Below are 26671 nucleotides of genomic sequence, written 5' to 3' on the forward strand. Positions count from 1 at the left end.
CGCAGGAGGGTGGAGTGAAACGTTATCGGCCGCATATTCTCGTCGTGATCGCGCTTGCGATCGTGCTGTCCACGGGATGGCATGGTGCGCTTCGCAACGCGCTCACCGATCTGCGGTTCAGCTGGCAATCGCGTGCGGCCAGCGGCAATGTCGTCGTGGTGGCCATCGACGCACCGTCCATCGATCAGATCGGGGTGTGGCCGTGGCCGCGCCGGCTCCACGCGGAGCTGTTGCGCAGGCTCGAGGCGGCGGGCGCGGGGGACATCGCCTTCGACGTCGATTTCAGCACGCCGTCCGATCCGGCGTCCGACGAGGCCTTCCTCCGGGCGCTCCGCGATGTCGGCGGCTCGACGATCCTGCCGTCCTTCAAGCAGCCGACGCCGAATGGCGGCACGGCGCACATCAATCGCCCCCTGAAGGGTTTCAGCAACCAGTCGTGGCCGGCCGTCGTCAACGTCGCGGTCGAATCCGACGGACTCGTTCGCCGCTATCCGTTCGGCGAGAAGCTCGGCGATGCCTTGATGCCGTCGATGGCCGTCGTGCTGGCCGGGCAGGACGCCAACCGGCGGCCGCCCTTTTTGATCGATTTCAGCATTCGTGCAACCTCCATTCCGAGCGTCTCTTATGTCGACGCGCTGCGCGGCGATGCCGCTGCTCTCGACAAGGTGAGAGGCAGGAAGATCATTGTCGGCGCCACCGCCCTCGAGCTCGGTGACCGGTTCAGCGTTCCCAACGGCAAGCTCGTCTCGGGGCCGGTCCTCCAGGCGCTGGCGGCAGAATCGATCCTCCAGGGCCGGATGCTGCACTGGACATCCGATATCGGCATGATCCTGGGTCTGGGCGTGATCTGCCTGCTGATGATGTATTCGTGGCGCCGCCTCGCGCCAGGAATTCGCGTCGCGGTCCTGATCGCCTCCGGGTTGGCTATCGAGCTGGTCGCGGCCCTCGTGCAGGCAAATTGGCCCCTCGTCATCGACACATCGCTATTCCACATCGCGATCGTCGCCTATCTGGCCGCGATTGCGCTGGACGAAATCGATTTCCGTAGTCTCCTGGGACGCATCGCCGAGAGCCGCTTTCACCGCATCGCGATGTCGCTCGGCGATGGTCTCGTCTGCACCGACGAGGATCACCGGATCACGGTCTGGAATCCCGGCGCGAGCGCGATCTTCGGCTACGCGCCGGCCGAGATGATCGGCCGTCCGTTCGAAACGCTATGCGCGGTGCCGGCGGACGGTGATGCAAGACCGTCCATGCATGACGCCGCGCGCCAGGCGCTGCTGGTTCCGGGCGGGGCGGTCGTCGTCGAGTTCGAGGGCCGGCGCAAGAATGGTGAAACCTTCGCCGTCGAGGCGAGCTTCTCGGGCTGGCAGGGAACGGACGGCTTTCAGTACGGTGCGATCCTGCGCGACATCTCGGTCCGCAAGCGCGAAGCCGAACGCGTCAAATATCTCGCTGAACATGACGCGCTGACCGGTCTTGCCAATCGCAACACGCTACATGCCGGACTGGCCGGCATGATTGCGAATGCAGAGCGACGGCCTCGCGAAGTCGCGTTGCTCGTCATCGGGCTCGATGGCTTCCAGGGCATCAACGACATGCTGGGGCATTCGGCGGGAGATCTGGTGCTGCAGGCGGTCGCCATTCGCCTGGAGGGGCAGGCCGGAGATCGGGCGATCGTCGCCCGGCTCGGCGGAGATGAATTCGCCATTGTGCGCGAAGCCGAAGATGGCGGTGAGCCGATCGCGACGTTCGCCGAGCAGATCGCGCGCGCGTTCGAAACGCCGCTCGCGACGGGCACGCGCCAGCATCGCGTCAGGATCAGCATCGGCGTCGCGGTCCATGGCGAAGGCGGACAGGGCGCCGACGAACTTCTCAGCAATGCTCATCTGGCGTTGAGCAAGGCCAAGATGACGCGGCGCGGCAGCCATGTGATCTTCGAGGCTGCGATCAGGCAGGAGCTGGAGAACCGGCTGACGCTGGAGAGCGAGTTGGCGCTTGCCGCGGATCGCGGCGAGTTCGAGCTGTTCTACCAGCCCCAGGTTCGTCTGATCGACGGCAGCCTTGTCGGGGCCGAAGCGCTCATCCGTTGGCGGCATCCGGTGCGCGGCTACGTCTCGCCCGGAGAATTCATGCCGGTGGTCAACACCTCGGCACTGTCAGAGCGGATCGCGAACTGGGTGATGGAGACCGCCTGCCGTCAGGCGCGCGACTGGGAACTGTCCGGCAACGCCGTGCGCGTCGCCATCAACCTGTCGCCCTCGCAGCTTCACTCCGGCGATCTCGCGCATTCGGTTGCGGCGTTGCTCGAAGCGACCGGGCTTACCCCGTCACTGCTCGAAATCGAGGTGACCGAAGACATCCTGATCCATGACGAACTCCGCGTGCTCGACATGTTCAAGCGAATTCAGGAGCTCGGGGTGCGCGTCCTGTTCGACGATTTCGGCACCGGTTATGCGAGCCTCAGCTATCTGAAGAAGTTTCCGCTCGACGGGCTCAAGATCGACCGCTCGTTCGTGCTCGATCTGCTGGCCGATTCCGACGATGCTGCGATCGTCGGCTCGACCATCGGCCTCAGCAAGCAGCTCGGCCTCACGGTCGTGGCGGAAGGCATCGAGAACCGCGCAACTGCCGACTTCCTGGTCAGCATGGGATGCGCGGAAGGACAGGGTTATTTCTTCGGCCGTCCGATGCCGGCCGAGGCGTTCGAAAAGCAATTCCTGGCGACCGAGCTCGACGCGGCCAGCGCTGCCTGAGGCAGGGCGGCTTCGTTCTATCGCCGCCGAGCGACCGCGACGCCGAAGAGGAAAGCGACGAACAGGCTCGAAAGCGGCGCCTCGCGCGTGATCGCTGCGACCGTCGCGAGCGCTCCGCCGGGCTTTCGTGCTTGCTCGATTGCAGAGGTGAGACGATCGACTGCTGCGTGCAGGCCTCCGGCGACTTCACCCACCGTGCGGGAGACGTCCGCCGCGGTATCGATAGCACGTTCGGCCATGCCGGGTTGCGAGGTGGATTGCGGTATCTCCGTGCTCAAGTGCGCGACCTCCAGACCTGACGATGGGCCGGCACCTTTGGCTATCCGCGCGAGCGCTCGTTCTGAACAGCGGGTCTTGATGACCTTTGGCTATCCGCGACAGGCGCCGTGGTTTACGGCGGGTGCCGGCCTTGGATGGGCAATTCAGCGCGCGGGATTTTGTTCCGGACGATAGGACGATCGTGGCGGACCTTCCCCGGGAAACGACGGGTGCGAATCTCTGTTAGGCTGGCGGTGGCTCGTTGATGTCAGGAGACAGCTGTGACCGATCGGACCGTGGCGGATCAAGGCCGGCGCATCGCCTTGCTCGGCGCTCCCATCGACATGGGGGCTTCGCAGCGCGGCACCTTGATGGGCCCCGCGGCGCTGCGCACCGCAGGCCTTGCGACAGTGCTCGAAAGCCTGGATTTCGAGGTCGTCGACTACGGCGATCTTTCCGTGGCCGAAGTCGGGGACCTCACCGACAGGCCGCCGGAAAGGGCCAATCACTACCGCGAGATCCAGCGCTGGACGCGCGTTCTGAGCCGCAAAGGCCATGAGATTGCGAAGACCGGTGCGCTGCCGATCTTCCTTGGCGGCGATCACACGCTTTCCATGGGATCGGTCAATGCCATGGCGCGTCATTGGCAGGAGCGTGGACGCGAGCTGTTCGTGCTCTGGCTCGATGCCCATGCCGACTATAACACGCCGGAGACGACGATCACCGCGAACATGCACGGTATGTCGGCCGCGTTCCTGTGCGGCGAGCCCGGCCTCGAGGGCCTGCTCGGCGACGATTCGCGCGCTTCGATCACCCCGGACAGGCTCGATTTGTTCGGCGCGCGTTCAGTCGACAAGCTCGAAAAGGAGCTGATGCGCGCGCGCAGGATCAGGGTGGTCGACATGCGTGAGATCGACGAGTTCGGCGTCGCCGTCTTGATCCGACGCGTCATCGAGCGGGTCAAGGCGAGCAACGGCGTGCTGCATGTCAGCTTCGACGTCGACTTTCTCGATCCCTGCGTGGCGCCTGGCGTCGGCACCACGGTGCCGGGTGGAGCGACCTATCGCGAGGCACATCTGATCATGGAACTGTTGCACGATTCCGGCGTGGTGGGATCGGTCGACATCGTCGAGCTCAATCCGTTCCTGGACGAACGTGGCCGGACCGCGCGCACGGCGGTCGAACTGATCGGCAGCCTGTTCGGCCAGCAGATCACCGACCGACCGACGCCGAGCAACGCGATCGCTCCGGGCGAGTGATGCAATCGACCGAGTGGATCATGAGCTTGCGAATTGGCCGCTTCGCGGTCCGGGGATGCGTCGCGACGAAATTTTCGGACAGTGGTGTACGTCACCGACACGGCTGACATCCAACATGTTTCCCGCGCGCATTCGTGACGTCCGCTGAGGGCCGCTTGTGACCCTGAACGGACGTCGCGAGCCGATTGCTGCATGCAGATCACTGAGGCAGCGCCACCCCGGCGATTTGCATGACACCAAGCTGCTTGTCGATTCTAAGCCGAAGTTGCGTTCCAGTTAACGCGTTCTCATAGCGACGTCTGCGCGCTTTGATCCAAAGTTGATTCAGGGCAGGAAGGCGCTGATGCCGGCTTCCGACCGGAAGCGCTCATTACCCTTCGGGCACGCCAGCGAGGCGCAAGCCTTCACACGAGCGTTCGAGGCCAGCGAGGTAAATTGGGTTATTGCTCTGTTGAGCGGCGAGGAAGCGGCGGATGGTGAAACCTGGGTTGAGCGCGAGTCCCGTTCTTGCAGCAGTTTGCGCCTCATCGAGGGCGCCAGTCAGGCCCAACGCAGCGGCCAGCGCCAAATGAGCGAGATGATAGTTGCGATTCGCCTCAGTGCTTCGTCGTAGCCAACTGACGGCGTCGACGTCAGATCCAAGCAGTAGTTTGGCCACGCCCACAAAACACGTCCAATGGTAGGCTTGAAAGTCGCGTGGGGAGAGACGTAAAGCCTCTAGTATATGGCCTTCGGTCTCGGTAGCACGACCCATATAGAATTTGGCGCAACCAAGGGCGGCATGAGCGTTGGCCTCATTCGGATTCAGCACCAGCGCATGCTCAAATTCACGAATGCCTTGGGCGGCCCGGTTCGTAAGGATCTGGACCCAACCCCGAGCCAAGTGAGCCGAAGTATAATTTGGCCTGATGGACAGTGCCTTATTCACCATCGCCTCGGCCGCTGAAAGCCGCGCGGGCCCATCATCCGTCGTAAAGCTGCCTCCAACTGTCGTGTCGACATTTGCCAAGCCAATCATTGCTTCGACGCTGCCAGGGTCGCACTCTAGAGCGCGTTCGAAGAAGTTCCGCGCTTGCGTCAAGCATTCAAGGCTAAGTCCCTTCATCACACACGCCCGGCCTTGGAAGTACAGATCCATCGCATCGGGATGCAGCGCACGCTCGGCTCGTCGTGCCTCAGCCACGATAAGCTGGGCGCCCAATGTATTCGCGAGCCTTGATACGATCTCGTCCTGCATATCGAACAGGTCGGCGATAGGCTTCTCAAAGCGCTCGGCCCAAAGATGCTGACCGCTCATGGCATCGATCAGCTGCACGTTCATCCGAAGCCGATTGCCGCCGCGTTGAACTGAGCCTTCGAGCACGTAGCGAACGTTCAATTCGCGGCCGACTTGCCGTACATCGACTGATCCCCTTTTGTCTGAGACGGAGACGTTCCGCGCTGTCACACATGAACCACTGATACGCGACAAGTCCGTGGTCAAACTCTCGGTTACACCATCGACGAAATACTCCTGCTCGCGATCACCGCTTAGATTGACAAACGGCAGCACGACAATGGAAAGACGAGGTGGCGACAGCGGACCGGGCTTCGCGCTCTCGCCTTGTGCCGTCGAACGAGGTCTTGCACGGACAACTGCATAGACCCGTACCGGGCTATGGATGTTCCTAAGAATTTGCTCGCCTAAATCGATGAACTCGACGCTGACCCTGCCCTTGACATGATCGTATGCGGAAGACGAGATGCAAATGCCGCCGGGCTCTGCGATACTCTCTAGCCGTGCCGCAATGTTTACGCCATCACCGAAAACGTCATGCGGCTCGACAATCACGTCGCCAACATTGATGCCAATACGAAAGGCGATACGCCTGTCTTCCGCCTCAGCGTTCGTAAGCTGCTTGACGCGGTTCTGGAATTGTATTGCAGCCCGAACCGCCTCCACCGCGCTTGGAAATTCTGCCAAGAACCCGTCGCCGGTGCTTTTGACAATGCGACCGCCGTGCTCAGAGATGGCAGGCGTCCCGTGTGCCAGGAGCGCTGTCAGTTTGGTATGCGTGGCCTCTTCATTTTGGTGCATAAGCCGTGAATAGCCAGCGACATCGGCGGCCAATATCGCCGACAACCTGCGCTCGATCCGGGCTGGGCGGTCATGAACCATGGCAGTGGTCCTCGTAGCCGATTTATACGACAGACCTGCTTGAATGCCTACTTAGCTGATGTCTTTTTTTGGCCCTCAGCTGACATCCTGCCCGTCTCAAGCTGAGCTCCGATAACCGTCCCTAACGGACTCCAGCGGCGAATGCACGCGATTGTAACTTGCGTGGTGGGCGGCGCTTTTGCGTGGGCACCCCTGAACGAAATGCACAGAGCTAACGGCAGCGGCGACTTTGGCCAGAGCCATTGAATTAAATCAAAGCCTGCGGGCGTCAGGCGATCACCTGTGCCACATGGCGGCCCCCAAGAAAGGTATGCCCGGAGCAGTCGCTGCGCACCGACGACGAGGCGCGGCAGAGTGGTCTGCGCATTATCGAACAATATGCAGCCGACCTTCGCCAGATCATCAGGAAGCTGGGGTAGAAGCTGAATTGAGCCGGGAGCGGACTTTAACTGGTCCGCGGCTGACCCGTAGCGGCCCATAGTCGAATCCGCCGCGGAGTCTGCTTCCGCAAGGTGACCCGAACCACATCGGACAAGTTGCCAAGAGCAGCCTTTGACCCAGAGCGGAGATCGCTGCTTTCAGCTAATGTAAAAGAGAGGGGAAGAATGACCTGGGAGGGGAAAGGTGTCCAACACCGGCTACGCGCTGACAGGTTTCATCTCGTGGGCTCTCTTGCTGCTGGTGTTCATGGAAAGCATCCGAGCTTATCTTGTGGTGACGGGTGATGTTGCAGCCAATGGCTTCACGCCGGATAATTCCGGACTGTCGCCGTTTATGCAGCGCCTCGCCCGTGCTCATGCCAACTGCGTCGAAGGTCTGCCGATCTTTGGCGGTCTATTGGCGATTGCAATCATGACATCAAGGACAGCGATTACGGATCCCTTGGCGCCTTGGTTTCTTGCCGCGCGAATCGTGCAGTCGATTATCCATCTCCTTTCGAGCAGTCCTATCGCGGTCAGTCTGCGCTTCACCGCTTTCGCGGTCCAGTTGGCGATAGGCGTCTATTGGTCGTGGAAGATGTTGGCCTAAAGACCAGGGCACAAGCTGATATCGTAGATCGGGCAGGAACATTCCCGCGCTTGCCAAGTTTTCCCGGCGCCCTTCTCAAAGGGTGACACGCATGGCCCCAGCTCCCAATCGCCCCCCGAGCTGGGGCCTTTTTCCCTCGCGACCGGATGGTGACGCGGCCCGGAACTTTGCCGACATAACACCGTTCCCGATGCGCGGGCGCGAACGTAGGCGGACACCATGAAATGGATGCTTGTGGTCCTCGTCGGTGGCGTCGCCCCCGTCAATACCGATCTCGTATTCGACAAGTTCAGTGACTGCCTGTCCGCCGAAGCGCAAATGCGACAGCACTACGCCGATGCGTTCGATGCCTGGGACCGTGCGGCCGCAGCACGAATCGACCGGCGTAGCGACTACCGGAAGGCCCGCGATCTCGAGGCGAAAAGACTGCTGAGCAACGTAGGCACCTGTGTGCCACACGGCGGAGGAGATTCTGTTGCGCCGGCGGAGCAGCCCAAGCCGCCCGCCGCATCTTCGCAGCAACCCGCTGCGCCGCCGCAGCCGACACCGCGACCTTAGCGAACGCCGACCGATTGCCTTCAGCCAAATTCCGGCCTGCGAGGTCGCAGAGGATAGGGAAAAAGTGGCAACATCTTGGAACCTTGTCACCAATTCGCGGGTTCTCGCAGCGCCGCGTCCTGCGGTGAGGAGATACCCATGAAGAAGCTGATGCTGACGTGCGCGGCTGCTGCGCTGATCTCGAGCGGCGCGCTGGCGCAGTCGACCGTCGTCACCACCACCGGCACCGGCCATGCCGCCGCCGTGCAGATCGAGCCGGAATACCGCACGAAGATCCGTACCTACGTGACCGAACACAAGGTGCGCCCGGTGCAGACCCGAGAGAAAATCGTGGTCGGTCAGCCGGTGCCGCGCGAGGTCGAGCTCGAGGCCGTGCCCGCCGATTGGGGCCCCTCGCTCACCAGGTATCGTTACGTCTACTCGGGCGAACGCGTGATGCTGGTCGATCCGTCGACGCGCACGGTCGTCCAAGAGATCGACTAAGTCCCGGGAGGCGGGTCGCTGAGCAGGCGGCCCGCCTCCCGCAACCACGGCCCTGCCCAATACCTTCCCCTTATTCTTGTTTGCGAGCGGCTGTCATGCCGATCATTCGATACTTCGTCTTCGTCGGCGGGGTCCTGCTGGCCTTGCTGTTCGCTGCCGACCGGTACTTGCCGGCTCCGGGCGAGCCTGCAGCGACGGCAGATCCTGACAGAACCATCATCCGGATCGCATCGGCAAGGAAGCTACCGGAGAAGATCGCATTCGATACGCGGCCGCGCGCCGATATGCCTGAGATCGCGCAGGCCGATCCGATTCCTGAACAACCGCGGCAGCAAATGCGTGAAGCCATGGCCGCCATGCCTGCAGCACCGTCCGGCCAGATCAAGAAAGAACCGGCCCTCCGCGTCTCCGCAGAGGCTCGTACGCATCCGAAGCGCTCGGCCAAATCATCGAAACGGGCACCCGAGCGACGGCTTGCCTTCGAGCGGCACGACCCGTCTTCCGGAGGATGGTGGTGAGCGGAAAAGTTCGCAAGTGTTGTAAAGGAAAAGGCCGCGCCCGTTCGGAAGCGCGGTCTTTTTGCAGATGGGAAGAGCGCGAGAGCGATGCCGAAGAACTCGCCAGCTTCGGGATAGCCTACCTGCACCGGCTTCCCAGCGACGAATGTTGACGGACATGAAGATGCTCGTTGCCCGCGTGGCCCGCGGAAGCACAAGGCCGTGATCGACGCTGCTGGCGATTTCCTTTCTCGTCTCGCCGGTCATCGTGATCGCCTTGCGCATCATGTTCGGGAGCTAGATCGGATCGCCGGGCTTGCGGCTCCGCTCCCTGAGTGCCAAACCGGGAACAAGTGGAATATCCAGGCGTTGGCGGCCAGGCATCCATCTGGATGCTGACTCACTGGAGGAGACGATGATGAAAACCACTTTCGCCGCAGCTCTGATCACCACCACTCTGATCAGCGGCGCTGCGTTCGCGCAATCCACCCCGCCTGCTGATCGAGCGGCTCCGGCTGCTACCGCACAGCCGGCCGATAAGATGATGCTGAAGGACAATTGGCGCGCTTCGAAGCTCATGGGCCTGAACGTCTATAACGAAGCCAACGAGAAGCTCGGCGACATCAACGAACTGCTCGTCGACAAGAGCGGCAAGATCAACGCGGTGGTGATCGGCATCGGCGGCTTCCTGGGAATGGGCGAGCACGATATCGCCGTTTCGATGGACAAGCTGAAGTTCGTGGAAGAGCCGGTCCGGACCAGCTCCACCAGCACTTCGACGACGCCGCGCGAGACGACCACCGGTGCGGCTTCGACCAACGCCACGACTCGCAACACCAATGATTGGGTCCCCGATCACGCCGTCATGAGCGGAAACAAGGAGCAGCTGAAGGCGCTCCCGCAGTTCAAATATTCGGACTACAACTGACAGGACGAAACGTTCTCGAGATCAGGGGCCTCCATCTGGAGGCCCTTTTCATGTGGACCACACCCGAGTCGCTTGCAGCGGCGCTTCACACTCAGCCACGTGTATTGAAGCTATTCACTCGGTTCGGCAATGCGGTGCCGGGCCGGGTCGATTTCCCGACCGCAGGATTGTGGCCTCTGCAGGCTGGAACCGTCCGCTCCGAAGGATGTGGGGAACCGGAAGGGGCGCCATTGAATTAACCTGCATGAGGACAACAGCGGATCTTTCGATGACAAACACTCGTTTCGCGAGCTCCATCTCTGCCGCCCTCCGCCATCCCGGTGTGATCGCGCTGATCGTGGCTGGCGTGACGATTGCGGCAATGCTGATTGTCGATCACGGCCCCTGGAGCCGTGCCAAGACCCAGCCGGCCCATATTGCTATGTATGCGAACACGGGAGAAGCGGCACGGGCGGCTGGTGCTGCGGTACTCCCGACCAACCCGAAATCGCCGATCGAGCCGTCACGGCCGGGACCCAAAACGTCGCCGACCGTCAACCCCGTGACGCCGTAGCTTCGCTGCTCACGAAGAGTGGAGCCGCCTCGCAGATCTCGGCGGCGTTGTCGCCGCTCTAACCTCAGCCGATCACCGACGAGCCGAGCAAAGCGAGGACGGCCAGCGCCATCAGCGCGGTGCCGAGCCAACCCAGCGCGATCAGCCATGACCGGGCCCTGAAGCGGCCCATGATCGCGCGGCTCGAGACGATCAGCATCATCATCGCCATGATGGGCACGGCGACGATGCCGTTCAGCACCGCGCTCCACACCAGCATGTGGATGGAGTCGATGCCCGTGAAGCCGAGGCCGAAGCCGATGATGGTTGCCGCGGCGATGATGGTGTAGAAGCCGGCGGCTTCGTCGGGCTTGGCCTCCAGCGTGGCACGCCACCCGAAGATCTCCGCGACGCCGTAGGCGGCCGAGCCCGCCAGCACCGGGATCGCGAGCAGGCCCGTGCCGATGATGCCGATCGCGAACAGCGCGAAGGTGAAATCGCCGGCCAGCGGCCGCAGCGCTTCGGCCGCCTCCGTCGCGGAGTTGATCTTGGTGACGCCGTTGGCGTGCAGGACCGATGCGGTGGTGAGAATGATGAAGAAGGCGATGCCGTTGGACAGCAGCATGCCGGAGATGGTGTCCGTCTTGATGCGATCGAGCTCGTGGGTGCCGCCGCGCTTCAACTCGCGCAGCGGCTTGTCGCGTTCGCCCTGATTCATCTCCTCGACCTCCTGCGAGGCCTGCCAGAAGAACAGATAAGGGCTGATGGTGGTGCCGAGCACGGCGACGACCATCAGAAAATAGTCGCCGGTGACGTTCGCCTCGGGCCACACCGCGGCGAGCAGCGCCGTGCTCCACGGGATCTTGACCGTGAAGGCGGTCGCGACATAGGCGAACAGCGTCAAGGTGAGGAATTTCAGCACCGGCGAATAGCGGCGGTAGGGCAGGAACACCTGGAGCAGGGTCGAGCCCGCCGCGAAGATCAGCGCGTGCTCGTGGTTGAGGCCGCCGATGACGAGCGAAAGCGCCTCGGCCATCGCGGCGATGTCGGCGGCGATGTTGAACGTGTTGGCGGCAACGAGCATGGCGACGAGGCTCAGCACCGCCCAGCGCGGCGCGATTTGCATGACGTTGGCGGCAAGCCCCTTGCCGGTAACCCGGCCGATCTGCGCGCTGACGAGCTGGATCGCGATCATGAACGGCGTGGTCAGAAACACCGTCCACAGCAGTCCGTAGCCGAATTGCGCGCCGGCTTGCGAGTAGGTGGCGATGCCCGAGGGATCGTCGTCGGCAGCTCCGGTGATGAGGCCCGGCCCCAGCCTTTGCAGCAACGTCGGCGCGGATTTCGTCGGCGTGACAGCGCTGTCGCTCATGAAGGGGACCTCGTCGGGGCAGATGCTTCACAGCAAATGCTAATCAGGGAACGAAAGTTCCTCGCCGTGCGGGCGCCCTATCGATTTCTGATAATGCTAAATCGACTTGACTGTCGGGCAAAACAGGTGTAGATTGCCATCATCGCAAAATTCCCGCAGCTCAAATTCTCGCAAGCTCAAGTCAGCCCGCGAGGCTGCTCGCGTCGGCGGGATTCTGAACGTTGGGGATGAAGGAAGTCGGCCGCGCTACTTGACGCTGACGAACATGCCCCAGGCGGCGGCCAGCGCCGCGCCGGAAAAGACGATCAGGGGGTTATCGCAGAATGCGCCGCCATAGCTGCACATGGTGACGCCGAACGAGCCGATCTCGTGATGGCTCGCGGAGTAGAACAGTCCCGACAGTACCAGCAATGCAGCGGCGACGTAGTACATGGCAATCTCTCCGACGCTTTCCCGATTGCATTCGCGCAAGCACATGTCCCAGCATGGCGCGAAGAGATTGCATTTCGCCAAATCCGCTTTGCTGCATTTGAGTTAAAGTTTGATCTGTCGGGCAAAGCATCCGCAGGATGAGAGCATCGGGACGTATGGCGCCGCGCTGATGGTCGTATCTCCCATCAAAAAAGGCCCCGCGTCGCGGGGCCTTTGTCGTGGCGGTGTGGGCTGGCCTATCGCCGCGTGCCCACGCCGTAGAGCTCGCGCTCGCGGCCGATGTCCTCGGGAGACAATGGCGGGCTTGCGGCATCGAAGTCGGTCCAGCCGGATTTCTGCCAGGCCGCGCTGCGATCCTGCAGGTTCACGGACTTCTCGTGGAGAAGCGCATCGAGGCGTGAGCGGTCCTGGTCGGGCACCCTCGCGGACACCAGCGTGCCGCCGCGGCGAATGCCCTCGGCATAGCGCGAGGCATCTTCCCTGGAGACGCCGGCCTGCGTCAGGGCGCCGACGATGCCGCCCGTGGCCGCGCCGGCAGCCGCGCCGACGGCGGTCGAGGCGAGCCAGCCTGCCGCGACGACCGGCCCCAGGCCGGGGATCGCCAGCAGGCCGAGACCGGCGAGCAGGCCGGCTGCGCCGCCGAGGCCGGCGCCGATGCCGGCTCCGGTCCCGGCGCCTTCAGCGCGATCGTCGACGCCGTCGCGATCGCGGTCGACCTTGCCGGACCGCGAGCCGTACCAATTGTCCGAATTGTTGGCGACGAGGCTGATATCGGAATGCGGCACGCCGGCGCCTTCGAGCCGGGTCACGGCACGTTCGGCATCGGAGTAATTGTCGTAAAGACGTGAGATGGTGACGGTCATTGTGAGATCTCCTCGCGATTTGCTTGTTACTTGGTGGGGTTCACGTTGCCCTGGAAGTCGACGCTGACGTCGCTCTTGCTGCCGGCCTTGTCGGCCTTGCCGCGCCAGACGCCCTCGTTGTCCTTGTGCAGGCCGGAGACGTTGGAATAACCGGCATCCTCGATCCGCGATTTGGCCTGCCCCTCGGTGAAGCTGTTGCGGCCGGCGACCGGCTTGTTCGAGTTGTTCTGGTCCGAGCTGTTGACGGCGTTGTTGCCCGGTCCGCTCTGGGCAGGCTGCGATTGCGCGCTAGCAGGCACTGCTCCGAGCAGCAGCATGGTCGTGGCAAGTAGAGTAAGTCGTCGCATTTTTTTGTCCTCCGGCAGGTGAATGTGCCGGCGACAACAAGTGAGATTCGAATTGGTTGCTCACGTTTGAAGATGCCGAGTGCCGCAGTTTGTCTCGCCCGAAACGCGCGTGTGCATCGAACCAGTTTAGGAACGTCTGCCGGTTTGTCCCGTTTATGCGCGTCCTGCGGATGCCGTTGGCAGATTTATTTCGGCCGACCCATCAATTGATACGGCACGAAGGCGTGAGGGGGCGGATGATGGCCGGAGCGCGAGCGTTGAGTTGGCACGGGCCCCGGCATTTTCGCTCCCCACGTCCAGCCCCGGAGGTGCCTGGGGTCGCTTCGATGCAGCCCAGCTGGTTTTTCGCCTTCGGAACTTCAACTGCTCCGGTCCATTGTCGCCGGGAATCGAGACGGCTCCCATCATGCAATCTGGCTACCCGCTGTTGAAGAAATGGACTGCGCAAGACCACGAGCGATTGAAGGCATTGGCCGAAGCGGGCCGGCGGCCGGACGAGATTGCAAGTGAGCTCAATCGAAGCGAAGCGGCGGTGAGAGTGCGTGCCTGGCAGCACGGCATCGCCTTGCGGCTTGTCATTCAGAGGCGCAAGCCGCTGAAAACGGCTAATTCGAAGGCCCGCATGTGATCGAGGCGATCTTCCCGGATGCGTCGAAGGTCAGGATCGCGCTCACGACGCCGCCCTGCGCAACATAGGAGATGACCTTGCCGTCCGCCGACGGCTGCAGGTTGTCGAGGCTGGAGGCCGGGTTGTTTCTGAGGCTTTCGACCCAATAGGCGCGCGCGGGCCGTGCTTGCCCGAGAGGCCGCCCCGTCACTTCACAGACTGTGCTTCGACCTGCCTGGTCGCGGGCTCCCAAGGTGCGGGAAGGATGACGCGGATCGGACGAACCTCAGCGGAGCCTTGACCAGCGGGCCGGGCTTGCTCCTTGGCGGGATCCGCCAGCGCCACGGACAAGAGTGCGAGCAGCATGGCCAGCGAGGTCGTCACAAGTCTCACATCCAGCATCGAAGCCTCCAGTTTCCGCGTCAACGCAGGCAGCGGGACTTGGTTCAGGCGAGACCGGGAACAAGTGGTAATTTCGTATGTTTGAAGAAGACAGGTCCGGATGACCGGACTGCTGGAGGAGGACACGATGAACATCAAGACCATCATTGCCGCTGCCGTGTTGACGTCATTTGCGGCTCCCGCGTTCGCGCAGTCGTTCTACGTGGTGCAGGACGTCAAGACCAAGAAGTGCACGATCACGGAGGCGAAGCCGACGACCACGGAAACGACCGTCGTCAGCGGTGACACCGTGTACAAGACCAGAACTGAAGCCGAAGCCGGCATGAAGACCGTCAAGGTCTGCACGTCGAACTGAGGAGAAGGACAGATGCCTGTACTTTTGCTTTGGGCCGTCCCGGCCGTGATCGTGATCGGCGGCGGCGTTTATCTGATTGGCCACATGCACTGAGAATAGATGCCGAGGGTGACTGGCGCGCCCACGGTCCCGCTTGCTGAGGTTGCGCAAGCGTCAAGCAAAAGCCCGCGTGGAGTGATCCGCGCGGGCTTATTATATGTGACGCCTCGTCCGCTTGCAGCGCAGATGAGCTCGCGGTGACCATGTTCAATTGTGTACACAAGCAGGCGGCACCCCGAGCCGCCGCTCCGACGAAACACGGCTGAAACATTGCTGAAACCAGATCGTCCTGAACTCCGCGCCCGCTCGTTCCGACCAACCGAGCGAAGAGGAGAGACAATCATGATCCAGATCGGTTCGAAGGAAGAAGTCGCGTTCCTGCTGGCGCTGTTCGGCACCCACACCCAGCCGGTGCAGCGGCCGAAGCCGAAATCGCAGCAAAGGTAAAGAGGCTGACCCCATGCCAGGTTTGGCCGAATGCCAGAGCCTGCTCAGGCTCCTGATCGCCAGGGGCGATCCCAAGGCCATCCCGCTCGCCAAAGGCGCCATCGATCAGTATCTGAACACGGCGCCGCTCAGCGCCCGCGGGCGCGGCCTGCGCGTGCTCCAGCGCGACGCACTCGACCAGCACGATGTGGCGGTCGGCGTGCAGCGCTCGTTCGCCGAGACGGTGGATGCCTATATCGAGCACAAGCTTGCGGAGGAGTAGGGGCTGCAAGCAGGCACAGTTCCGGTCCTGCCGGATCGACTTCGGCGGCGTTCCCGGAACCCCTTGATCCCAAGCGAATTTTTCGTCGCATTTGGAAACCTTTGCCCGTCTCGGGCCTAATACGGCAAAGGGATGCAACGATGCCGCGTTACTACTTCGACCTTCGTGACCACCAAGGAATTGCGCTCGATGAGGAAGGGCTGGAATTGGCCAGCCCGCGCGCCGTTCGGGCCGAGGCCGCCAAGTCGCTTGCCGACATGGCACGCGATGCCGTCCTCTCCGCGCCGCCCACGGGCGGCAGGCAGACGATGGCGATCGACGTTCGCGACGCCAGCGGTCCCGTCATGCAGCTGACATTCTGGTTCGAGATCGAGACTCCGGCGTCGCGATCGCAATCAGGCGATCATTGACGCGTCAACGATCTCGGTGGCGACTGCTCGGGATCCAGCACGGCGATCTTCCGGCCGAGCTGCCACACCTCGACCTTGCCGTGGCGTGTGAACTGCCGCGCGAAGCTGAGGGCGGAGGAATCCGACGGGGCCTCGAACGCTTCGGCGGAGCGGAAGACTCCGTTCTCGCCGATGAGGTAAGCGCGATATTGCTGCATCATGTCGGTGCCCTCAGGCCGGGGGAGCGCAGCCAGGCCTCGATCTGCATGGCCGTTTCGTCCTGCCGCGCCCGGCGCAGCAGCATCTCGCGGCGGCGCCCCGGCGAGAGCGCGCGTGCTTCCTCGCGACAGCGCGTGGCTTCGTCGGCGAGTCTTTCGGTGAGAGTCTTGATCTGTTTGAAACGACGCCGCGTCCGCATGGCGCATCTCCCTGTTCGAGGGGGGCGGGAGCGCAAACCGGCGTTCTCATCACCGATAAAATGCCACGGGCCTTGCGGTGATGAGTTAACCCTACGTCGCCGGCTGCGCAGAGTCTGTATCATTTGGTATGTCCGTAAATTAAATTTTCGGGTGCAAAATCAGCCCTTTGAGCCACTTACTCAATTTGAGTGCGACACGAGAGTTAAGTTCACTTTTGGACCAAAGCCACCTCTGGTCGTTTGCTGGACATCACCGGCCAAGGTTTGTCCGCGGGCGTCGGTGGCTGAGAGACCCAGCGTGCTCCCGCCTGCGAAGCGAAGGGAGCACACCGATGTCGGTGTATCGGCCGCTGCCTGCCGATCATGAGCAGGCAGAACACATGCGAGAGCTTATGCGCGAGGCCCGCGAGCTGCTGAACCAGCCGCCGCCCGATACGTTTCTGGGACGCAAGACAACAGAGGCGCCCGCTGCGAGGTCTAAACGTCCTGTTTGCACTGCGGGATATCCCCGCGTGTCCTAAGCTGAATTTAGGTGTGTCCTAATTGGGTTTTCGGGCGCCATAATGGGGTCCGGAGCTAAAACCCAAAATGGCCATCTACCGCCTGTTACAGAACTCTCCGTTGAGCCCGGAGGAAATAACGATATTGACGGACGCCTACGAGCGCACTTTGCGCGCGCTTTGTCTGGTTGACCGCAACGACCCGATCACGGACCTGATCGCCAAAAAGATCATAGAGCTGGAGCAGCGCGGCGTTCGCGAGGCGAAGCAGTTGTCGGCTCTGGCCATTCAAGAGCTTGGCGTTAGTCCGCCCTAGTTGGCCGCCGGAGCTTATTGAGTCCAACTTTGGAACCGACGGCAGTGTATCTGCATATTAGGATATTAGATCGGCAGTCCCGTTGACGGATTAGGAACCCGTATTCGGAGGTTGAGCGATGAGTGAGCGGCGTCGGTTCAAACAGACAACCACCCTGGAGGTCCGTCTTGCCGAACAAGCGACTCGCCTACGTGCTAAAGCCGCATTGCTTCCGCCAGGGGCGGCTCGCGAGGAACTGCTACGAAAGGCCCGACAGGCCGAGACCGGCTCGCACATGAGCGAATGGCTACGGTCGCCCGGCTTGCAGCCGCCGAAGTAGTTTTGATTTACTGGTCGCCGAAGGGTGGCGTCCGCGCGCCGGATCAGGCGCGAAGCGCAAAGTGCAGGATTTTGGTTGAGGGCGGTCGCCTGGTCATCGGCGAACGCCTCGCCGTTGACGAAGCCGCAGCGCCAGGCAGTGTGGAACGCTTTGCCAATTGCCAGGTTTTCCCGATGCCCTTCCCCAAGGGCTTACCCCGCTTGGCCCCAGTTCCACCGCCCCGTTGCCAAAGGAGCTGGGGCCTTTTTTCGTGCCTCGACCCAGACCTGACCACTGGGTTCGAACCAGCCCCTGGGGTTCGAAACGCGCCAGCGCGGGCGCCTGATTTAGCCACAGGACGGCAAGCACCCCGACGATGGCCAAACCAGCCCATGTGTGCGTTCAGGATTGCCCTCGGAATAGCAGAAGTGCGGCAACCAGTATCGCTAGCCATACCAGCGAAACGATAAAGGTGCGAATTGCTGATCCACGTCGCGGCGCCTGGGCGGCATCGCGTCTTGTGAGCGGTACTCTTCAGCAAGCTTGCGGCAATCGGCAGCGTTAAGAACTTCGCTGGCTCTTTTCAGGGCGCTGACCTCCCTCCCGTCAGGCGAGGAGTTGCTTGAGTCCATCTTCAATCGTTCGCAGATCATCGTGAAGAGCATGGCGGGCGTCGTGGTTCGGCGAGTTATGGAGGTCATCAAGCAGCCTGCGCCGGAGTTCTCTCATCTCCTCGAGCGCTCGCCGATTCTTCAAGCGCACGTAAATGGACACGAGCGATTCGAGGGAAGTTCGCACAGTAGCGGCTCCAAAAGCGCAGGCGCCCTTTAGGCCAACACCGCTGGACGGTCGACTGTTCCTGTCGCTGGCCTGGCGTGACTCGCAGCGGACACAGAAGGAACCTCTCTGTCCGCTCCCTCAGGAGCGTCACAACTTCTGCCGCAGCTTCATGATGATCTCGCGGAGGTCTGCGGCGTACTTCCTGATGACGCGCCGCGCCTCGTCCAAGCGCGATGTCGGTTAGCGCGCCAGTTCGGACGGGCTCGGGGCCGGCAGCCCATAGTCCTTTGCCCGTTTGGCGGCCAGCTTCCGATACGCCAGTGCCTGTGCAAGCAGTTGATTTTTGAAGCCCGCATCGCGTTCGGTCTCTGCCAAACGTTCAAGCTGAACAGCTCGCTCCAGATATTCGACCAGAAGCTTCATCGCGCCCTCCACGGGCTGGACTAACCTGTCGAGCGTCGCCTCGTTCCTATCCCGGAATCCCACGGTCAGCTTGGACGTTCCCGCGGTAACGGCTTCAGTGCCATCCGCCTTCGTTCGCGCGCGGCTTTGAGTTCGAAGAGGGCGACAATCGCCACCAGCAGCCCGCCGCCGGAGGCAAGCAACAATAGGATCATCTCAAGCACGGCGGGCGAGCCTCTTGGCTTCGTCCTCCATGGCCTTTTCGACCTCCGCTGCGAGAGTGTCGAGGTGCTCTGCCAATCGATTGAACAGCTCTCGCTTGTGCGGCTCGGTGGCAAGATCCCGAATGAGCGCGCATTCGGCGGCGTCGGTCCGTAGCTTTTCCGCCTGCGCTTTAAAGTCCTTCATGATGGGCCCTGTTTTTTGTTTTTCTGCCCGAAGATTGCATGTTTTCCCCGATCTTGCGAGTCGTCGGCCAGGCAGGTCGTTTATCCCCGCAGGGGGCACCGCGGCGTCGCTCTCAGGACTGTGTACGGAAGGTCGGATTTCCGTCGCGAGGACCTGACGCGGGTGCACTCGTAAAGTCAGCTCGGGGCCAAGAGGCGAAATTGACCTCGGGTCACGCGAAAAAGCAAAGCCCTGCCGATGAAGTGATGGCACCTTGAACCTTTGCGCGTTTTCGATGACCCACGCACGTGGGCAGGGAAACGGAGGTTTCCATGACCAGTTCCAATGGACGCCAGGTGCATCTTTATCGGTTGATGGTAGCGCGCACGGTGGGATTGTTTGCGATCACATCTTTCGGCATCAACACAGCCCATTCACATGACCTGATGCGACCAGAACTGAACGCTTGGTTCAAAAGTCTCAAGAACAAGGCAGGTGAGCCGTGCTGTGATGGAGGGGACGGCCAATATGCGGAGGCCGAGTGGGATACGGCAAAGAATGGCTATAGAGTCCTTCTGAAAAATCCGCAGCGGCCAAGCGAACGCGGGCAATGGTTTGACGTGCCAAACTCTGTCGTGCTCAACGGGCAGAACCTCAGCGGCAGGGCGATGGTTTGGTGGTGGCCATCCTACGCCGATGGAAGAATGACTCCTTTGTGGCGCTGCTTCATTCCCGGACCGGAGGGATGATCCTCCCTTGGAAAACAGCATCCTTAAGTCCGCTACGGGTTACAAGGCGCCCATGCCGCGATAGTCGCCACAGGTCCGCTAATGAGGGCGGAGCCGACCCGCCAATACCGGGTCGCCTCTCTAGGGGCTGCCGTCACTCCCTTCAGTTTTCAGCACATCAGGGGCAGGTCGTTGTTGCCGCGAAGGGAGCTGACCATGCGGGTTGTCAGACGTTCGGGAAAATGTGGCATCGGTCGGAACATCCGAGAAGTTGGCTGAGTTGAAAGTTTTTGCCGCGTGCTTCTGCTCTGCAGACATGCAATCGCAACACACTCGCGCCGAAGTCGTGATGGACCAGACTGCATTATTTGACGAGTTGAGGCGGATCGAGAGCGATGTGGTCGAGGGTGAACGGCGGCTTGCCGAGCAAGAGGCTCTGATTGTTGATTTGAAGCGCCAGGGCCAGGACACAGCCAAAGCCGAAGCCGAACTTGAACGGATGCGCCAAGATCAGCGACGTCGCGATCAGGATCGACAACGTCTCCTCTCGCGGATGCAACCCTGAACGTCTTCGGGCCAAGGAAACTTCCCAAGGAAACTTCCCAAGCAAACTTCGCCGGCCACTCCCGCAGAGTGGCGTCGGCGCGCCGGCTCAGGCGCGAAGCGCAAGGTGCAGGAATTGGTTGAAGGCGCTCGCCTGGTAATCGCCGAACGCCTCGCCGTTGACGAAGCCGCGCTTGCGGTACAGCGCCAGCGCCGGCTCGAACGCCGGGCCGCTTCCGGTCTCCAGGCTCAGCCGGGTCAGCCCGCGCGCCTTGGCTTCATGCACGATGTGGTCCAGCAGCAGCGCCGCAACGCCGCGGCGCAGATGATCGGGGTGGGTCCGCATCGACTTCACCTCGGCGCCGCCGCCCTCCAGCTCCTTCAGCGCGCCGATGCCGACCACGTCGTCACCCTCGCGCACCGACCACACGGTGACCCCGGGCACCTGCAGCCCCGACAGGTCGAGCGCGAACACCTGGCCCGGCGGCGAGCTTGCATGCATGCCGGCGAGATGCAGCGCGAGCAGGCGGCGGGTCGGTTCAGAGGTGAGATCATCGGGATGGATTGAGAACATGGGGGACCGTTTGGGGGCTGTGTCGGCACTCGGACTGCGCCAGCCCAATATGAAGCAAAAGACGCGCTGGTTGACAATGTTCCCGTTTTGTTCTAGTCTTCCCGAAGACTTCAACTGTTGGGCGAGCGCAGAGGATCGCGTCTCGTCCCAAAATTTCGCGGGCAGTCGATGAGTAGCTCCCTTCTCGCTTTGATCTTGTTGGATAATCCGGTGACGCCGGACATGTCTGCGGTTGCAGAGGTCCTTCACGCCCGACATCCGGAGTTGGCAACGGAGACGATGGATGACGGGCGTGCACCGCAGGCTCGAGCAAACTCGCCGCTCATTCGTTGCGGCAACGAGCTTGTCGCCGTCATGTCGATGCCGGCACCCATCCCGGACGATCAGGGACTGTGGGCACGCGCTGCGACGACGTGGCCGGAGAGCAAGGCGGTGGCCGCCCGGCATCGAGGTCATCTGATCGTCTCGATGCTCGGTAAGAGCGAACAGCCGCTGGTCGCCGCGCGGGTCACGACCGCGGTCATCGGTGCGTTGATTGCGACGATGCCTGAGTGTTGCGGCGTGGTGTGGGCGGGCCGGGTCGCGCGGCCTGCCCAACTGTGGCTGGAGATGTCCAACTGGTCGTTTGCGCAATTTCCGGACTATCCCTTCACGTTGTGGATCGACACGCTTCCGTTCCGATCAGACGCGAAGATCGGGGCAATCACGATGGGATTGTCCGCGTTCGTCGGCCGTGAGATCGAGTTTGTGACGGGTAAGCTCACGCTTGCCGCGATGATCGACAAAGTGGCTGGACTGTCCGTGTATCTGATCGAGCACGGAAACGTGGTCAAGGACGGCGACACGATCGGGGCAACTGAGAACGAGCGCATCGCTGTTCGTTATGAGAACTCCGATGTGCTTGGAGGTTTGCCGGTGTTCTACTGTACCGATGACTTCAAACATTGATCTCAATGAGCTGCTTCCGATCCGTATATGACGTTGCTGCACTGCTCGAGCTCGATCGTTTGACACGTCGGGCAAAACACTGGCAGAATGTCATCATCGACAGAGTTTGGATCGAGCCCGCGGGATGCCGCGGGCTTTATTGTTGCGCAGCTCATCGTGGTCTCCGCCCGGTGTCGTTGCAGGCGCGATGGTCAACGAGGCTCAATCATGAGTGACGAGAAAGCAAATTCCGTTGCCAGGCCACCCAGAGCACACAGCGCCGCGACTACGTGCGATTTTTACGGCGTCTCTAAGACTTTCTGAGCGTAACGAGATTAAACTACGTGAAGGCGTCAATGCATTGGCTGGACATTTTCAGAGTCGCTGGCGTTTGGGTGAGCTCCGATCAGGACGGTCGATTGCTGTTTTCGGCCGACGGTTGGGCAATGAGGGTGGTGAGCCCAGCGTAATTGGAAAGGAGCAATAATTCATGGCCGCGTCCGATAATAAAGGGCGAAAGCCAAAGGCGCCGAAACTCTATAGTGTCGGGCTGGATTTCAGAATTCACACGCCTCCCGGTTTGGAAATTGAGAATTTGCCCGCCCTTGGCGCCGGCCGCGTGCTGCTTTCACCGCGGGGCAAGCGAGGCTTTCCTCCGCTCGCTGAAACACCACGCTTTCTGATCGACAAATCTCTCGGCCGGCCGCCCGTCGATTGGGAGCTGTTTCATGATTTTTGGCTCGTGTCTGATCGGATGAAGAACCTTCTGGAGGCGGTCGACAGAGACGGTGTGTCGTTCTTGAGGTGCGAAACGCGGTCGTTGAAGGGGGGTGCGCCTGTTTATTGGCTTTGCGATATCGTGCGCCGGCTCGATGTCATCGACGAGGAAAAGTCGATCGTCGAAGTCCTGGATGATGGAACGGATTTCAGGCGGTACGATAACATGGCGATCTCCAGCTTTGTCTTTAGAGAGGAGGCCATTGGCTCCGCCCGTATTTTCCGGCCACGGTTTCTAGAGTCGCGCATTATTTGTGACCAGGCAATGAAGGACGCCTGTAAAGCTGCTGGTGTTAGAGGTCTGAGATTCGGAGATCCCTACGGCAACTACAAGAGGCTTCGTCCTTAGCTTCCTCACGTCGAGATTCGCGGAAGATCTGGCTTTGTCCGGCCGTGGGCTGGTCGCAGAATCGCTCTCTTACCGGAGACATTTCCACGACTCCAGTCGAGCGGCGGATGACCCGATTTTATTTCAGCAATGTGGAGCGCAGCCGTCGTTACGCCGACCTTAAGGCGGCGACCTTTTAGGCGCTGTTTCCCGAGCGGCGATGCCGGGCGCAGCAGCGGCACGGATATCTAGCGCGCACGCAAAGAGGCCGGCTCTCGCGGCCGGCCATCCACCAAGCATTTCAGACCAGATCCGCCGGCTGCGATTACCAGCAGCTCGGATGCGGTTCTGCGCCAGGAAGTAGCAGTCGCATGTTCCAAGATCATCATGTTTTGCCGCAGAAATTTCGAAGCCATCCGGTCATCGGTCTCTTGGGGGGACGGTTCAACCATGATGCGATTCGAAATCTAATAGCGATGCCGTCCAGGCAGCGGCTGGCAACGGAGCTTAGTGCGAGTCCGCATACGGGGGGACATCTCGGAACGTACTACGAGGGATTTTGCGAGTATCTGAAGAAGCTCAAAGAGTCTCCAAGGTTTGTCGCGGCCAGTGCAGGCGATGCACGTGCGCTGGATGAAATTGCCTCCGACGTGAACGCGCTTGTAGCCGCTGCCAAGTACGCGCTAGCGAACGGCCATCTGTTTCCGAATACTCCCAAGGGAATGACGCCTGAGGAGGCAAATGCTGAGAACTCCAATTGGTTCACAAACTGGAGGAAATATGCCGCGGACAATGCAGAAGAAATCCGGCATATGCAGGAAACGGTCGACCAGTTTGACCGCGCCGGTCAGCGGGAAGCGGCCTTGCGTTTTCCGCTTCTGTCCCCGACCAGTGGTCTCACCATGGCAGAGAGAATCAAGATTTTAGAGGGGCTTCCGGAAGGTTCTCCAATCTCGCTGCAGTCCACCGCTGTCGGCCCTGTTCCCAGTCTTCCGGGACTTATTCCCTCCCTGATCGACACTCGTTTGCGGGGCTACTCCCAACCAACTCACTCCGATCTAAGCGAGAAAGAAGGGCTAACACGGAGTGATCCGCGCCTCTCGGGCGGATTGCCGGCCTTCCCAACGCCGTCTCCAGATGAGCAGCGACTTGGTCAGTTGCCTCCCAGCACTGCCATGCCGCCGCCACCACAAGTTTTGCAATTCCATCCCGAGACGGGCGATCTGCTGAAGCTTTCGGATGGATCGCCTCTGATGGGACCGGACTCGTACAACATGCCGCATGATCCTGCAGACGGTCCAGCGGTTCTGCGCGGCATGGCATTGTTCGCGGCGGCCATGGCGACACCAGCATTGCTGCCGCTGTTGCCGGCCTTGGCCCCAATAGCGGCTCTAGGATTAGCGGGCGCAACGGCTGCTCGTGCGCAGCCAGCGGGCGACGGAAAAGGTGGTCCACGCGCCACAGAGGCGTCTCCTTATCCTCCATTCGATCCGAATGACGACAGGTCCAGGGGCGGCAACGATGGCCGCCCGGTGGGATCTCGCTCCGCTTCATCCGAAGCCGCGGGCAACCCGTTCGATCAAGGCCCGATAGACGTTGGCACCTTTGCAGATCGCTTCGGAAGTTGGACCGACAGGCCAAGCGGGACTGTGCCTGCCCGGGACGTACAAGCACCGACAGCTCCCGCCGCAGGAGCCGTTGCACCAGCCGAGGTTCGCCGTCTCATGCGCGTGAACGCGTTAAACGCGGACAGCGTCTTCACATCGGGAAGTGCGCCGGTCGCATATCTCCCTTCCACCGAATTCAACGAGCGGTTTGGCGACTGGACGAGGCCGACTGCTGATGGCCGGCCACCGAAGGCGAGCCGGCCGATCGGCGCGTTCGTGGATGAGCCGAGCTATCTCATTCCCCCGCCGATTTTCGGTATGGATGATCCGAGCAATCCGCGAAGTGATGCCGAAGAGTGGTTCTCGCGCTGGATACGACCGCTTCTTCGACCGGAGTGAGGGCGAGCGATGGAGTCTCGCAGGTGTTGCTCGAGCTCGATCGTTTGACACGTCGGGCAAAACACCAGCAGAATGGCATCATCGAAAGAGTTTGGATCGAGCCCGCGGGATGCCGCGGGCTTTCTTTCGGCGGGTAACGCTCCCTGCGTTACGCAGCAGCCGGTCCGAACCACTTCGTCAGCGCGTCCTCGAGTCCATGTTGGTTTTCGTTTCCCACCCATGCAACATGGCCATCTGGCCGTACCAGCACGGCTGTTGGCGCGGTGACCTGCCCGATGGAAGGTAACTCCCACGCGCCATCATACCCAGCGTTGATGCGTCTGACGCGATCAGCCCAGGGTGCGATGTCGGAATCCCGCGCGTCGCGGAAATCAATCAACAGCGCATGCGCGCCGTGCAGCAGCGTGAACAGTTTCAGCTTCCGTTCTTCGACCGTCAGATCGAGATCCGGCATGCGCCGCCCCAGCAGCGCGTGGCCTTCGCCGAGATCGTAGTGGATGTCGAGCCCGCTCATCATCGCGCCAAGACGTTTGCGCGGCTCGTCCATGCCGAGCAGCTCGGCGACGACGTCGCGCGCGGCCTTGAGGCCGTCGTCGCCGCGGCGGAGCAGGGCGATCTGCGCCATGGTGTTCTTCAGCACGCGCGCGCCGACGGGATGGCGCTCGGCGTGGTAGCTGTCGAGCAGGCTGTCCGGCGAGATGCGATGGACCACCTGCGCCAGCTTCCAGCCGAGATTGACGGCGTCCTGCACGCCAATGTTGAGGCCTTGCCCGCCGACGGAGTGATGGATATGCGCGGCATCGCCGGCGAGCAGCACGCGTCCCTTGCGATAAGTGGTGGCCTGCCGGGCCGCATCGGTGAAACGGGAGATCCAGGCGGGATTCTTGACACCGAAATCGGTGGCGTAGACCGCGACGAGGGCATCGCTGAGATCGCGCAAGGAGGGCTCGCCGGTGCGCGCGAGCGTTGCTTCCGTCACGACGACCAGCACGCGGCCGCTCTCGGTCTTGCTGAGGCCGTGAAAGCCGAGCGCATCATGACGCAGGCCGAATTCCGGCGCCTCGCGCATCTCGACCTCGGCCATGAGGTTGCTGAGCGTCGGTGAGGTGCCGGCGAAATCGATGCCGGCGGCCTTGCGCACCAGGCTGCGACCGCCGTCGCAGCCGACGAGATAGTCTGCGCGCAAGGTCTCGCCGCTGGAGAGCGCCACGTCGATGCCGGTTTTGTCCTGCGCAAAGCCCGTGACCTCGCGATTGCGATAGAAGGGGACCGCGAGCTCCGCGACCCAGTCGGCCAGGATGCGCTCGATGTGGGTCTGCCGCAGCGCGAGCCCGTAAGCGTGCCTTGTGGGGAGGTCGCTGATGTCGAGCCGCGTCCAGGCAAAGCCCGCGAGCTGGACGCGCTGCCCTTCGCGCAGGAAACGGTCGGCGACGCCGCGCTGATCGAGCAGCTCGATCGTGCGTGCGTGCAGTCCGCCGGCGCGCGTCTCGACCAGTGCCTGGTCGGCACGGCGCTCGACGATGGCAACGTCGACATCGGCGAGCGCGAGCTCCGCGGCCAGCATCAGCCCGGTCGGGCCGCCGCCGGCGATCACCACGGCATGGTCGGGCGGCATCCGGTTCCGCGCGTCGGCTCCCTGTGGCTGGCGGCGTGAACGGGACGTCGGAAGCAGTACAGGCATGTCGTGACCCCTCGGCTGGTTGCTTTGGATGTT

General features: G+C 61.9%; 33 protein-coding genes. 18 read left to right on the forward strand and 15 right to left on the reverse strand.

The features are described from left to right. The first annotated feature begins 14 nt into the window (after positions 1-14). The gene (locus CV770_RS03170) at positions 15-2756 is read left to right on the forward strand and encodes an EAL domain-containing protein (protein ID WP_201759677.1); all 2742 of its coding nucleotides are present in this window, start codon (positions 15-17) and stop codon (positions 2754-2756) included. A gap of 17 nt (positions 2757-2773) precedes the next feature. Here the strand turns inward: CV770_RS03170 and CV770_RS03175 are convergent, their stop codons facing one another. Next, positions 2774-3034: a hypothetical protein gene (locus tag CV770_RS03175; protein WP_091965548.1), complete on the reverse strand. Its 261-nt coding sequence runs from the start codon at positions 3032-3034 to the stop codon at positions 2774-2776. 261 nt (positions 3035-3295) lie between these two features. On the opposite strand from CV770_RS03175, the gene rocF reads away from it, so the two are divergent. Beyond that, positions 3296-4273, forward strand: a complete 978-nt coding sequence (gene rocF / locus CV770_RS03180) for an arginase (protein WP_104461287.1) — start codon at positions 3296-3298, stop codon at positions 4271-4273. Positions 4274-4643: 370 nt separating this feature from the next. On the opposite strand, the gene CV770_RS03185 is transcribed toward rocF, so the two are convergent. Further along, positions 4644-6431: an adenylate/guanylate cyclase domain-containing protein gene (locus tag CV770_RS03185; RefSeq protein ID WP_104461288.1), complete on the reverse strand. Its 1788-nt coding sequence runs from the start codon at positions 6429-6431 to the stop codon at positions 4644-4646. A 624-nt stretch (positions 6432-7055) separates the two neighbouring features. On the opposite strand from CV770_RS03185, the gene CV770_RS03190 reads away from it, so the two are divergent. The 6 genes from CV770_RS03190 to CV770_RS03215 all read left to right on the forward strand — a co-directional run bounded on the left by CV770_RS03190 (position 7056) and on the right by CV770_RS03215 (position 10479). Then, positions 7056-7460 carry an MAPEG family protein gene (locus tag CV770_RS03190; RefSeq protein WP_245453659.1) on the forward strand — a complete coding sequence of 135 codons (405 nt, stop codon included), beginning with the start codon at positions 7056-7058 and terminating at the stop codon, positions 7458-7460. Positions 7461-7679: 219 nt separating this feature from the next. Next, on the forward strand, positions 7680-8018 hold the full coding sequence (locus CV770_RS03195) for a hypothetical protein (protein ID WP_104461289.1): 339 nt from the start codon (positions 7680-7682) through the stop codon (positions 8016-8018). Positions 8019-8156: 138 nt separating this feature from the next. Next, positions 8157-8501 carry a DUF1236 domain-containing protein gene (locus tag CV770_RS03200; protein WP_091965544.1) on the forward strand — a complete coding sequence of 115 codons (345 nt, stop codon included), beginning with the start codon at positions 8157-8159 and terminating at the stop codon, positions 8499-8501. A 95-nt stretch (positions 8502-8596) separates the two neighbouring features. Further along, entirely contained in the window at positions 8597-9019 is a 423-nt protein-coding gene (locus tag CV770_RS03205; RefSeq protein WP_104461290.1) for a hypothetical protein, read from the forward strand. 394 nt (positions 9020-9413) lie between these two features. Then, the gene (locus CV770_RS03210) at positions 9414-9926 is read left to right on the forward strand and encodes a PRC-barrel domain-containing protein (protein WP_201759678.1); all 513 of its coding nucleotides are present in this window, start codon (positions 9414-9416) and stop codon (positions 9924-9926) included. Positions 9927-10194: 268 nt separating this feature from the next. Further along, positions 10195-10479 carry a hypothetical protein gene (locus CV770_RS03215; RefSeq protein ID WP_091965539.1) on the forward strand — a complete coding sequence of 95 codons (285 nt, stop codon included), beginning with the start codon at positions 10195-10197 and terminating at the stop codon, positions 10477-10479. Positions 10480-10543: 64 nt separating this feature from the next. On the opposite strand, the gene CV770_RS03220 is transcribed toward CV770_RS03215, so the two are convergent. From CV770_RS03220 to CV770_RS03250, 6 genes are all read right to left on the reverse strand, one after another. Continuing rightward, positions 10544-11830, reverse strand: coding sequence for an NRAMP family divalent metal transporter (locus CV770_RS03220; RefSeq protein ID WP_104461291.1), 1287 nt, complete (start codon positions 11828-11830; stop codon positions 10544-10546). Positions 11831-12076: 246 nt separating this feature from the next. Next, positions 12077-12262: a hypothetical protein gene (locus CV770_RS03225; RefSeq protein WP_020508701.1), complete on the reverse strand. Its 186-nt coding sequence runs from the start codon at positions 12260-12262 to the stop codon at positions 12077-12079. Between the two features lie 236 nt (positions 12263-12498). Further along, a complete protein-coding gene (locus CV770_RS03230; RefSeq protein ID WP_104461292.1) occupies positions 12499-13125 on the reverse strand; it encodes a hypothetical protein in 627 nt (208 codons plus the stop codon). Positions 13126-13151: 26 nt separating this feature from the next. Continuing rightward, positions 13152-13472 (reverse strand): hypothetical protein, encoded by a 321-nt coding sequence (locus CV770_RS03235; RefSeq protein WP_018319188.1) that lies wholly within the window; start codon positions 13470-13472, stop codon positions 13152-13154. A 605-nt stretch (positions 13473-14077) separates the two neighbouring features. Further along, positions 14078-14290: a hypothetical protein gene (locus CV770_RS03245; protein WP_104461294.1), complete on the reverse strand. Its 213-nt coding sequence runs from the start codon at positions 14288-14290 to the stop codon at positions 14078-14080. Beyond that, complete coding sequence (locus CV770_RS03250; RefSeq protein WP_104461295.1) at positions 14287-14481, reverse strand: hypothetical protein; 195 nt, start codon at positions 14479-14481, stop codon at positions 14287-14289. The genes CV770_RS03245 and CV770_RS03250 overlap by 4 nt, the downstream gene beginning before the upstream one ends. A 127-nt stretch (positions 14482-14608) precedes the next feature. On the opposite strand from CV770_RS03250, the gene CV770_RS03255 reads away from it, so the two are divergent. From CV770_RS03255 to CV770_RS03265, 3 genes are all read left to right on the forward strand, one after another. Continuing rightward, positions 14609-14836 (forward strand): hypothetical protein, encoded by a 228-nt coding sequence (locus tag CV770_RS03255; RefSeq protein WP_091965624.1) that lies wholly within the window; start codon positions 14609-14611, stop codon positions 14834-14836. Positions 14837-15335: 499 nt separating this feature from the next. Continuing rightward, positions 15336-15584: a hypothetical protein gene (locus tag CV770_RS03260; RefSeq protein WP_018319193.1), complete on the forward strand. Its 249-nt coding sequence runs from the start codon at positions 15336-15338 to the stop codon at positions 15582-15584. 140 nt (positions 15585-15724) lie between these two features. Then, the gene (locus CV770_RS03265) at positions 15725-15994 is read left to right on the forward strand and encodes a DUF6894 family protein (protein ID WP_104461296.1); all 270 of its coding nucleotides are present in this window, start codon (positions 15725-15727) and stop codon (positions 15992-15994) included. On the opposite strand, the gene CV770_RS03270 is transcribed toward CV770_RS03265, so the two are convergent. Further along, positions 15988-16194, reverse strand: coding sequence for a hypothetical protein (locus tag CV770_RS03270; RefSeq protein WP_104461297.1), 207 nt, complete (start codon positions 16192-16194; stop codon positions 15988-15990). The genes CV770_RS03265 and CV770_RS03270 overlap by 7 nt on opposite strands. Further along, a complete protein-coding gene (locus tag CV770_RS03275) occupies positions 16191-16391 on the reverse strand; it encodes a hypothetical protein (protein WP_091965534.1) in 201 nt (66 codons plus the stop codon). The genes CV770_RS03270 and CV770_RS03275 overlap by 4 nt, the downstream gene beginning before the upstream one ends. A gap of 588 nt (positions 16392-16979) precedes the next feature. Here CV770_RS03275 and CV770_RS03280 point away from each other — a divergent pair. Both CV770_RS03280 and CV770_RS43135 read left to right on the forward strand, forming a co-directional pair. Continuing rightward, positions 16980-17207: a hypothetical protein gene (locus tag CV770_RS03280; RefSeq protein WP_104461298.1), complete on the forward strand. Its 228-nt coding sequence runs from the start codon at positions 16980-16982 to the stop codon at positions 17205-17207. A gap of 118 nt (positions 17208-17325) precedes the next feature. After that, positions 17326-17526, forward strand: coding sequence for a Rossmann-fold NAD(P)-binding domain-containing protein (locus tag CV770_RS43135; RefSeq protein WP_104461299.1), 201 nt, complete (start codon positions 17326-17328; stop codon positions 17524-17526). Positions 17527-18525: 999 nt separating this feature from the next. Here the strand turns inward: CV770_RS43135 and CV770_RS03295 are convergent. From CV770_RS03295 to CV770_RS03300, 3 genes are all read right to left on the reverse strand, one after another. Beyond that, a complete protein-coding gene (locus CV770_RS03295; RefSeq protein WP_104461391.1) occupies positions 18526-18708 on the reverse strand; it encodes a hypothetical protein in 183 nt (60 codons plus the stop codon). Positions 18709-18773: 65 nt separating this feature from the next. After that, positions 18774-18911 carry a hypothetical protein gene (locus tag CV770_RS42060; protein WP_161499973.1) on the reverse strand — a complete coding sequence of 46 codons (138 nt, stop codon included), beginning with the start codon at positions 18909-18911 and terminating at the stop codon, positions 18774-18776. Then, entirely contained in the window at positions 18904-19095 is a 192-nt protein-coding gene (locus tag CV770_RS03300; protein WP_104461301.1) for a hypothetical protein, read from the reverse strand. Before CV770_RS03300 ends, CV770_RS42060 begins: the two co-directional genes overlap by 8 nt. 311 nt (positions 19096-19406) lie before the next feature. On the opposite strand from CV770_RS03300, the gene CV770_RS03305 reads away from it, so the two are divergent. Together CV770_RS03305 and CV770_RS03310 are read left to right on the forward strand one after the other, a co-directional pair. After that, positions 19407-19823 carry a hypothetical protein gene (locus CV770_RS03305; RefSeq protein ID WP_245453660.1) on the forward strand — a complete coding sequence of 139 codons (417 nt, stop codon included), beginning with the start codon at positions 19407-19409 and terminating at the stop codon, positions 19821-19823. A 250-nt stretch (positions 19824-20073) separates the two neighbouring features. Next, positions 20074-20367 (forward strand): hypothetical protein, encoded by a 294-nt coding sequence (locus CV770_RS03310; RefSeq protein WP_245453661.1) that lies wholly within the window; start codon positions 20074-20076, stop codon positions 20365-20367. Between the two features lie 87 nt (positions 20368-20454). Here CV770_RS03310 and CV770_RS03315 read toward each other — a convergent pair whose 3' ends face one another. Continuing rightward, entirely contained in the window at positions 20455-20919 is a 465-nt protein-coding gene (locus CV770_RS03315; protein ID WP_104461302.1) for a GNAT family N-acetyltransferase, read from the reverse strand. 210 nt (positions 20920-21129) lie between these two features. Between CV770_RS03315 and CV770_RS03320 the strand changes: the two genes are divergently transcribed. The 3 genes from CV770_RS03320 (at position 21130) to CV770_RS03330 (ending at position 24957) form a co-directional block, all read left to right on the forward strand. Then, on the forward strand, positions 21130-21867 hold the full coding sequence (locus CV770_RS03320) for a DUF4261 domain-containing protein (protein WP_245453662.1): 738 nt from the start codon (positions 21130-21132) through the stop codon (positions 21865-21867). Between the two features lie 469 nt (positions 21868-22336). After that, positions 22337-22972: an imm11 family protein gene (locus CV770_RS03325; protein ID WP_104461304.1), complete on the forward strand. Its 636-nt coding sequence runs from the start codon at positions 22337-22339 to the stop codon at positions 22970-22972. Between the two features lie 350 nt (positions 22973-23322). After that, complete coding sequence (locus CV770_RS03330; protein ID WP_104461305.1) at positions 23323-24957, forward strand: AHH domain-containing protein; 1635 nt, start codon at positions 23323-23325, stop codon at positions 24955-24957. A 148-nt stretch (positions 24958-25105) separates the two neighbouring features. On the opposite strand, the gene CV770_RS03335 is transcribed toward CV770_RS03330, so the two are convergent. Further along, on the reverse strand, positions 25106-26638 hold the full coding sequence (locus CV770_RS03335; RefSeq protein WP_104461306.1) for an FAD-dependent monooxygenase: 1533 nt from the start codon (positions 26636-26638) through the stop codon (positions 25106-25108). Positions 26639-26671 lie beyond the last annotated feature (33 nt).

The sequence above is a fragment of the Bradyrhizobium sp. AC87j1 genome, from assembly GCF_002936975.1.
Lineage (GTDB): Bacteria > Pseudomonadota > Alphaproteobacteria > Rhizobiales > Xanthobacteraceae > Bradyrhizobium > Bradyrhizobium shewense.

Bases quoted from the DNA above. Each gene is read 5' to 3' on its own strand.
- CV770_RS03330 (WP_104461305.1), top strand. From the start codon at position 23,323: ATGTTCCAAGATCATCATGTTTTGCCGCAGAAATTTCGAAGCCATCCG.
- CV770_RS03315 (WP_104461302.1), bottom strand. From the start codon at position 20,919: ATGTTCTCAATCCATCCCGATGATCTCACCTCTGAACCGACCCGCCGC.
- CV770_RS03335 (WP_104461306.1), bottom strand. From the start codon at position 26,638: ATGCCTGTACTGCTTCCGACGTCCCGTTCACGCCGCCAGCCACAGGGA.
- CV770_RS03275 (WP_091965534.1), bottom strand. From the start codon at position 16,391: ATGCGGACGCGGCGTCGTTTCAAACAGATCAAGACTCTCACCGAAAGA.
- CV770_RS03215 (WP_091965539.1), top strand. From the start codon at position 10,195: ATGACAAACACTCGTTTCGCGAGCTCCATCTCTGCCGCCCTCCGCCAT.
- CV770_RS03295 (WP_104461391.1), bottom strand. From the start codon at position 18,708: ATGAAGCTTCTGGTCGAATATCTGGAGCGAGCTGTTCAGCTTGAACGT.
- CV770_RS03305 (WP_245453660.1), top strand. From the start codon at position 19,407: ATGACCAGTTCCAATGGACGCCAGGTGCATCTTTATCGGTTGATGGTA.
- CV770_RS43135 (WP_104461299.1), top strand. From the start codon at position 17,326: ATGAGTGAGCGGCGTCGGTTCAAACAGACAACCACCCTGGAGGTCCGT.
- CV770_RS03265 (WP_104461296.1), top strand. From the start codon at position 15,725: ATGCCGCGTTACTACTTCGACCTTCGTGACCACCAAGGAATTGCGCTC.
- CV770_RS03260 (WP_018319193.1), top strand. From the start codon at position 15,336: ATGCCAGGTTTGGCCGAATGCCAGAGCCTGCTCAGGCTCCTGATCGCC.
- CV770_RS03250 (WP_104461295.1), bottom strand. From the start codon at position 14,481: ATGCTGGATGTGAGACTTGTGACGACCTCGCTGGCCATGCTGCTCGCA.
- CV770_RS03255 (WP_091965624.1), top strand. From the start codon at position 14,609: ATGAACATCAAGACCATCATTGCCGCTGCCGTGTTGACGTCATTTGCG.
- CV770_RS03195 (WP_104461289.1), top strand. From the start codon at position 7,680: ATGAAATGGATGCTTGTGGTCCTCGTCGGTGGCGTCGCCCCCGTCAAT.
- CV770_RS03325 (WP_104461304.1), top strand. From the start codon at position 22,337: ATGGCCGCGTCCGATAATAAAGGGCGAAAGCCAAAGGCGCCGAAACTC.
- CV770_RS03205 (WP_104461290.1), top strand. From the start codon at position 8,597: ATGCCGATCATTCGATACTTCGTCTTCGTCGGCGGGGTCCTGCTGGCC.
- CV770_RS03235 (WP_018319188.1), bottom strand. From the start codon at position 13,472: ATGCGACGACTTACTCTACTTGCCACGACCATGCTGCTGCTCGGAGCA.
- CV770_RS03230 (WP_104461292.1), bottom strand. From the start codon at position 13,125: ATGACCGTCACCATCTCACGTCTTTACGACAATTACTCCGATGCCGAA.
- CV770_RS03220 (WP_104461291.1), bottom strand. From the start codon at position 11,830: ATGAGCGACAGCGCTGTCACGCCGACGAAATCCGCGCCGACGTTGCTG.
- CV770_RS03225 (WP_020508701.1), bottom strand. From the start codon at position 12,262: ATGTACTACGTCGCCGCTGCATTGCTGGTACTGTCGGGACTGTTCTAC.
- CV770_RS03210 (WP_201759678.1), top strand. From the start codon at position 9,414: ATGATGAAAACCACTTTCGCCGCAGCTCTGATCACCACCACTCTGATC.
- CV770_RS03270 (WP_104461297.1), bottom strand. From the start codon at position 16,194: ATGATGCAGCAATATCGCGCTTACCTCATCGGCGAGAACGGAGTCTTC.
- CV770_RS03280 (WP_104461298.1), top strand. From the start codon at position 16,980: ATGGCCATCTACCGCCTGTTACAGAACTCTCCGTTGAGCCCGGAGGAA.
- CV770_RS03200 (WP_091965544.1), top strand. From the start codon at position 8,157: ATGAAGAAGCTGATGCTGACGTGCGCGGCTGCTGCGCTGATCTCGAGC.
- CV770_RS03185 (WP_104461288.1), bottom strand. From the start codon at position 6,431: ATGGTTCATGACCGCCCAGCCCGGATCGAGCGCAGGTTGTCGGCGATA.
- CV770_RS03300 (WP_104461301.1), bottom strand. From the start codon at position 19,095: ATGAAGGACTTTAAAGCGCAGGCGGAAAAGCTACGGACCGACGCCGCC.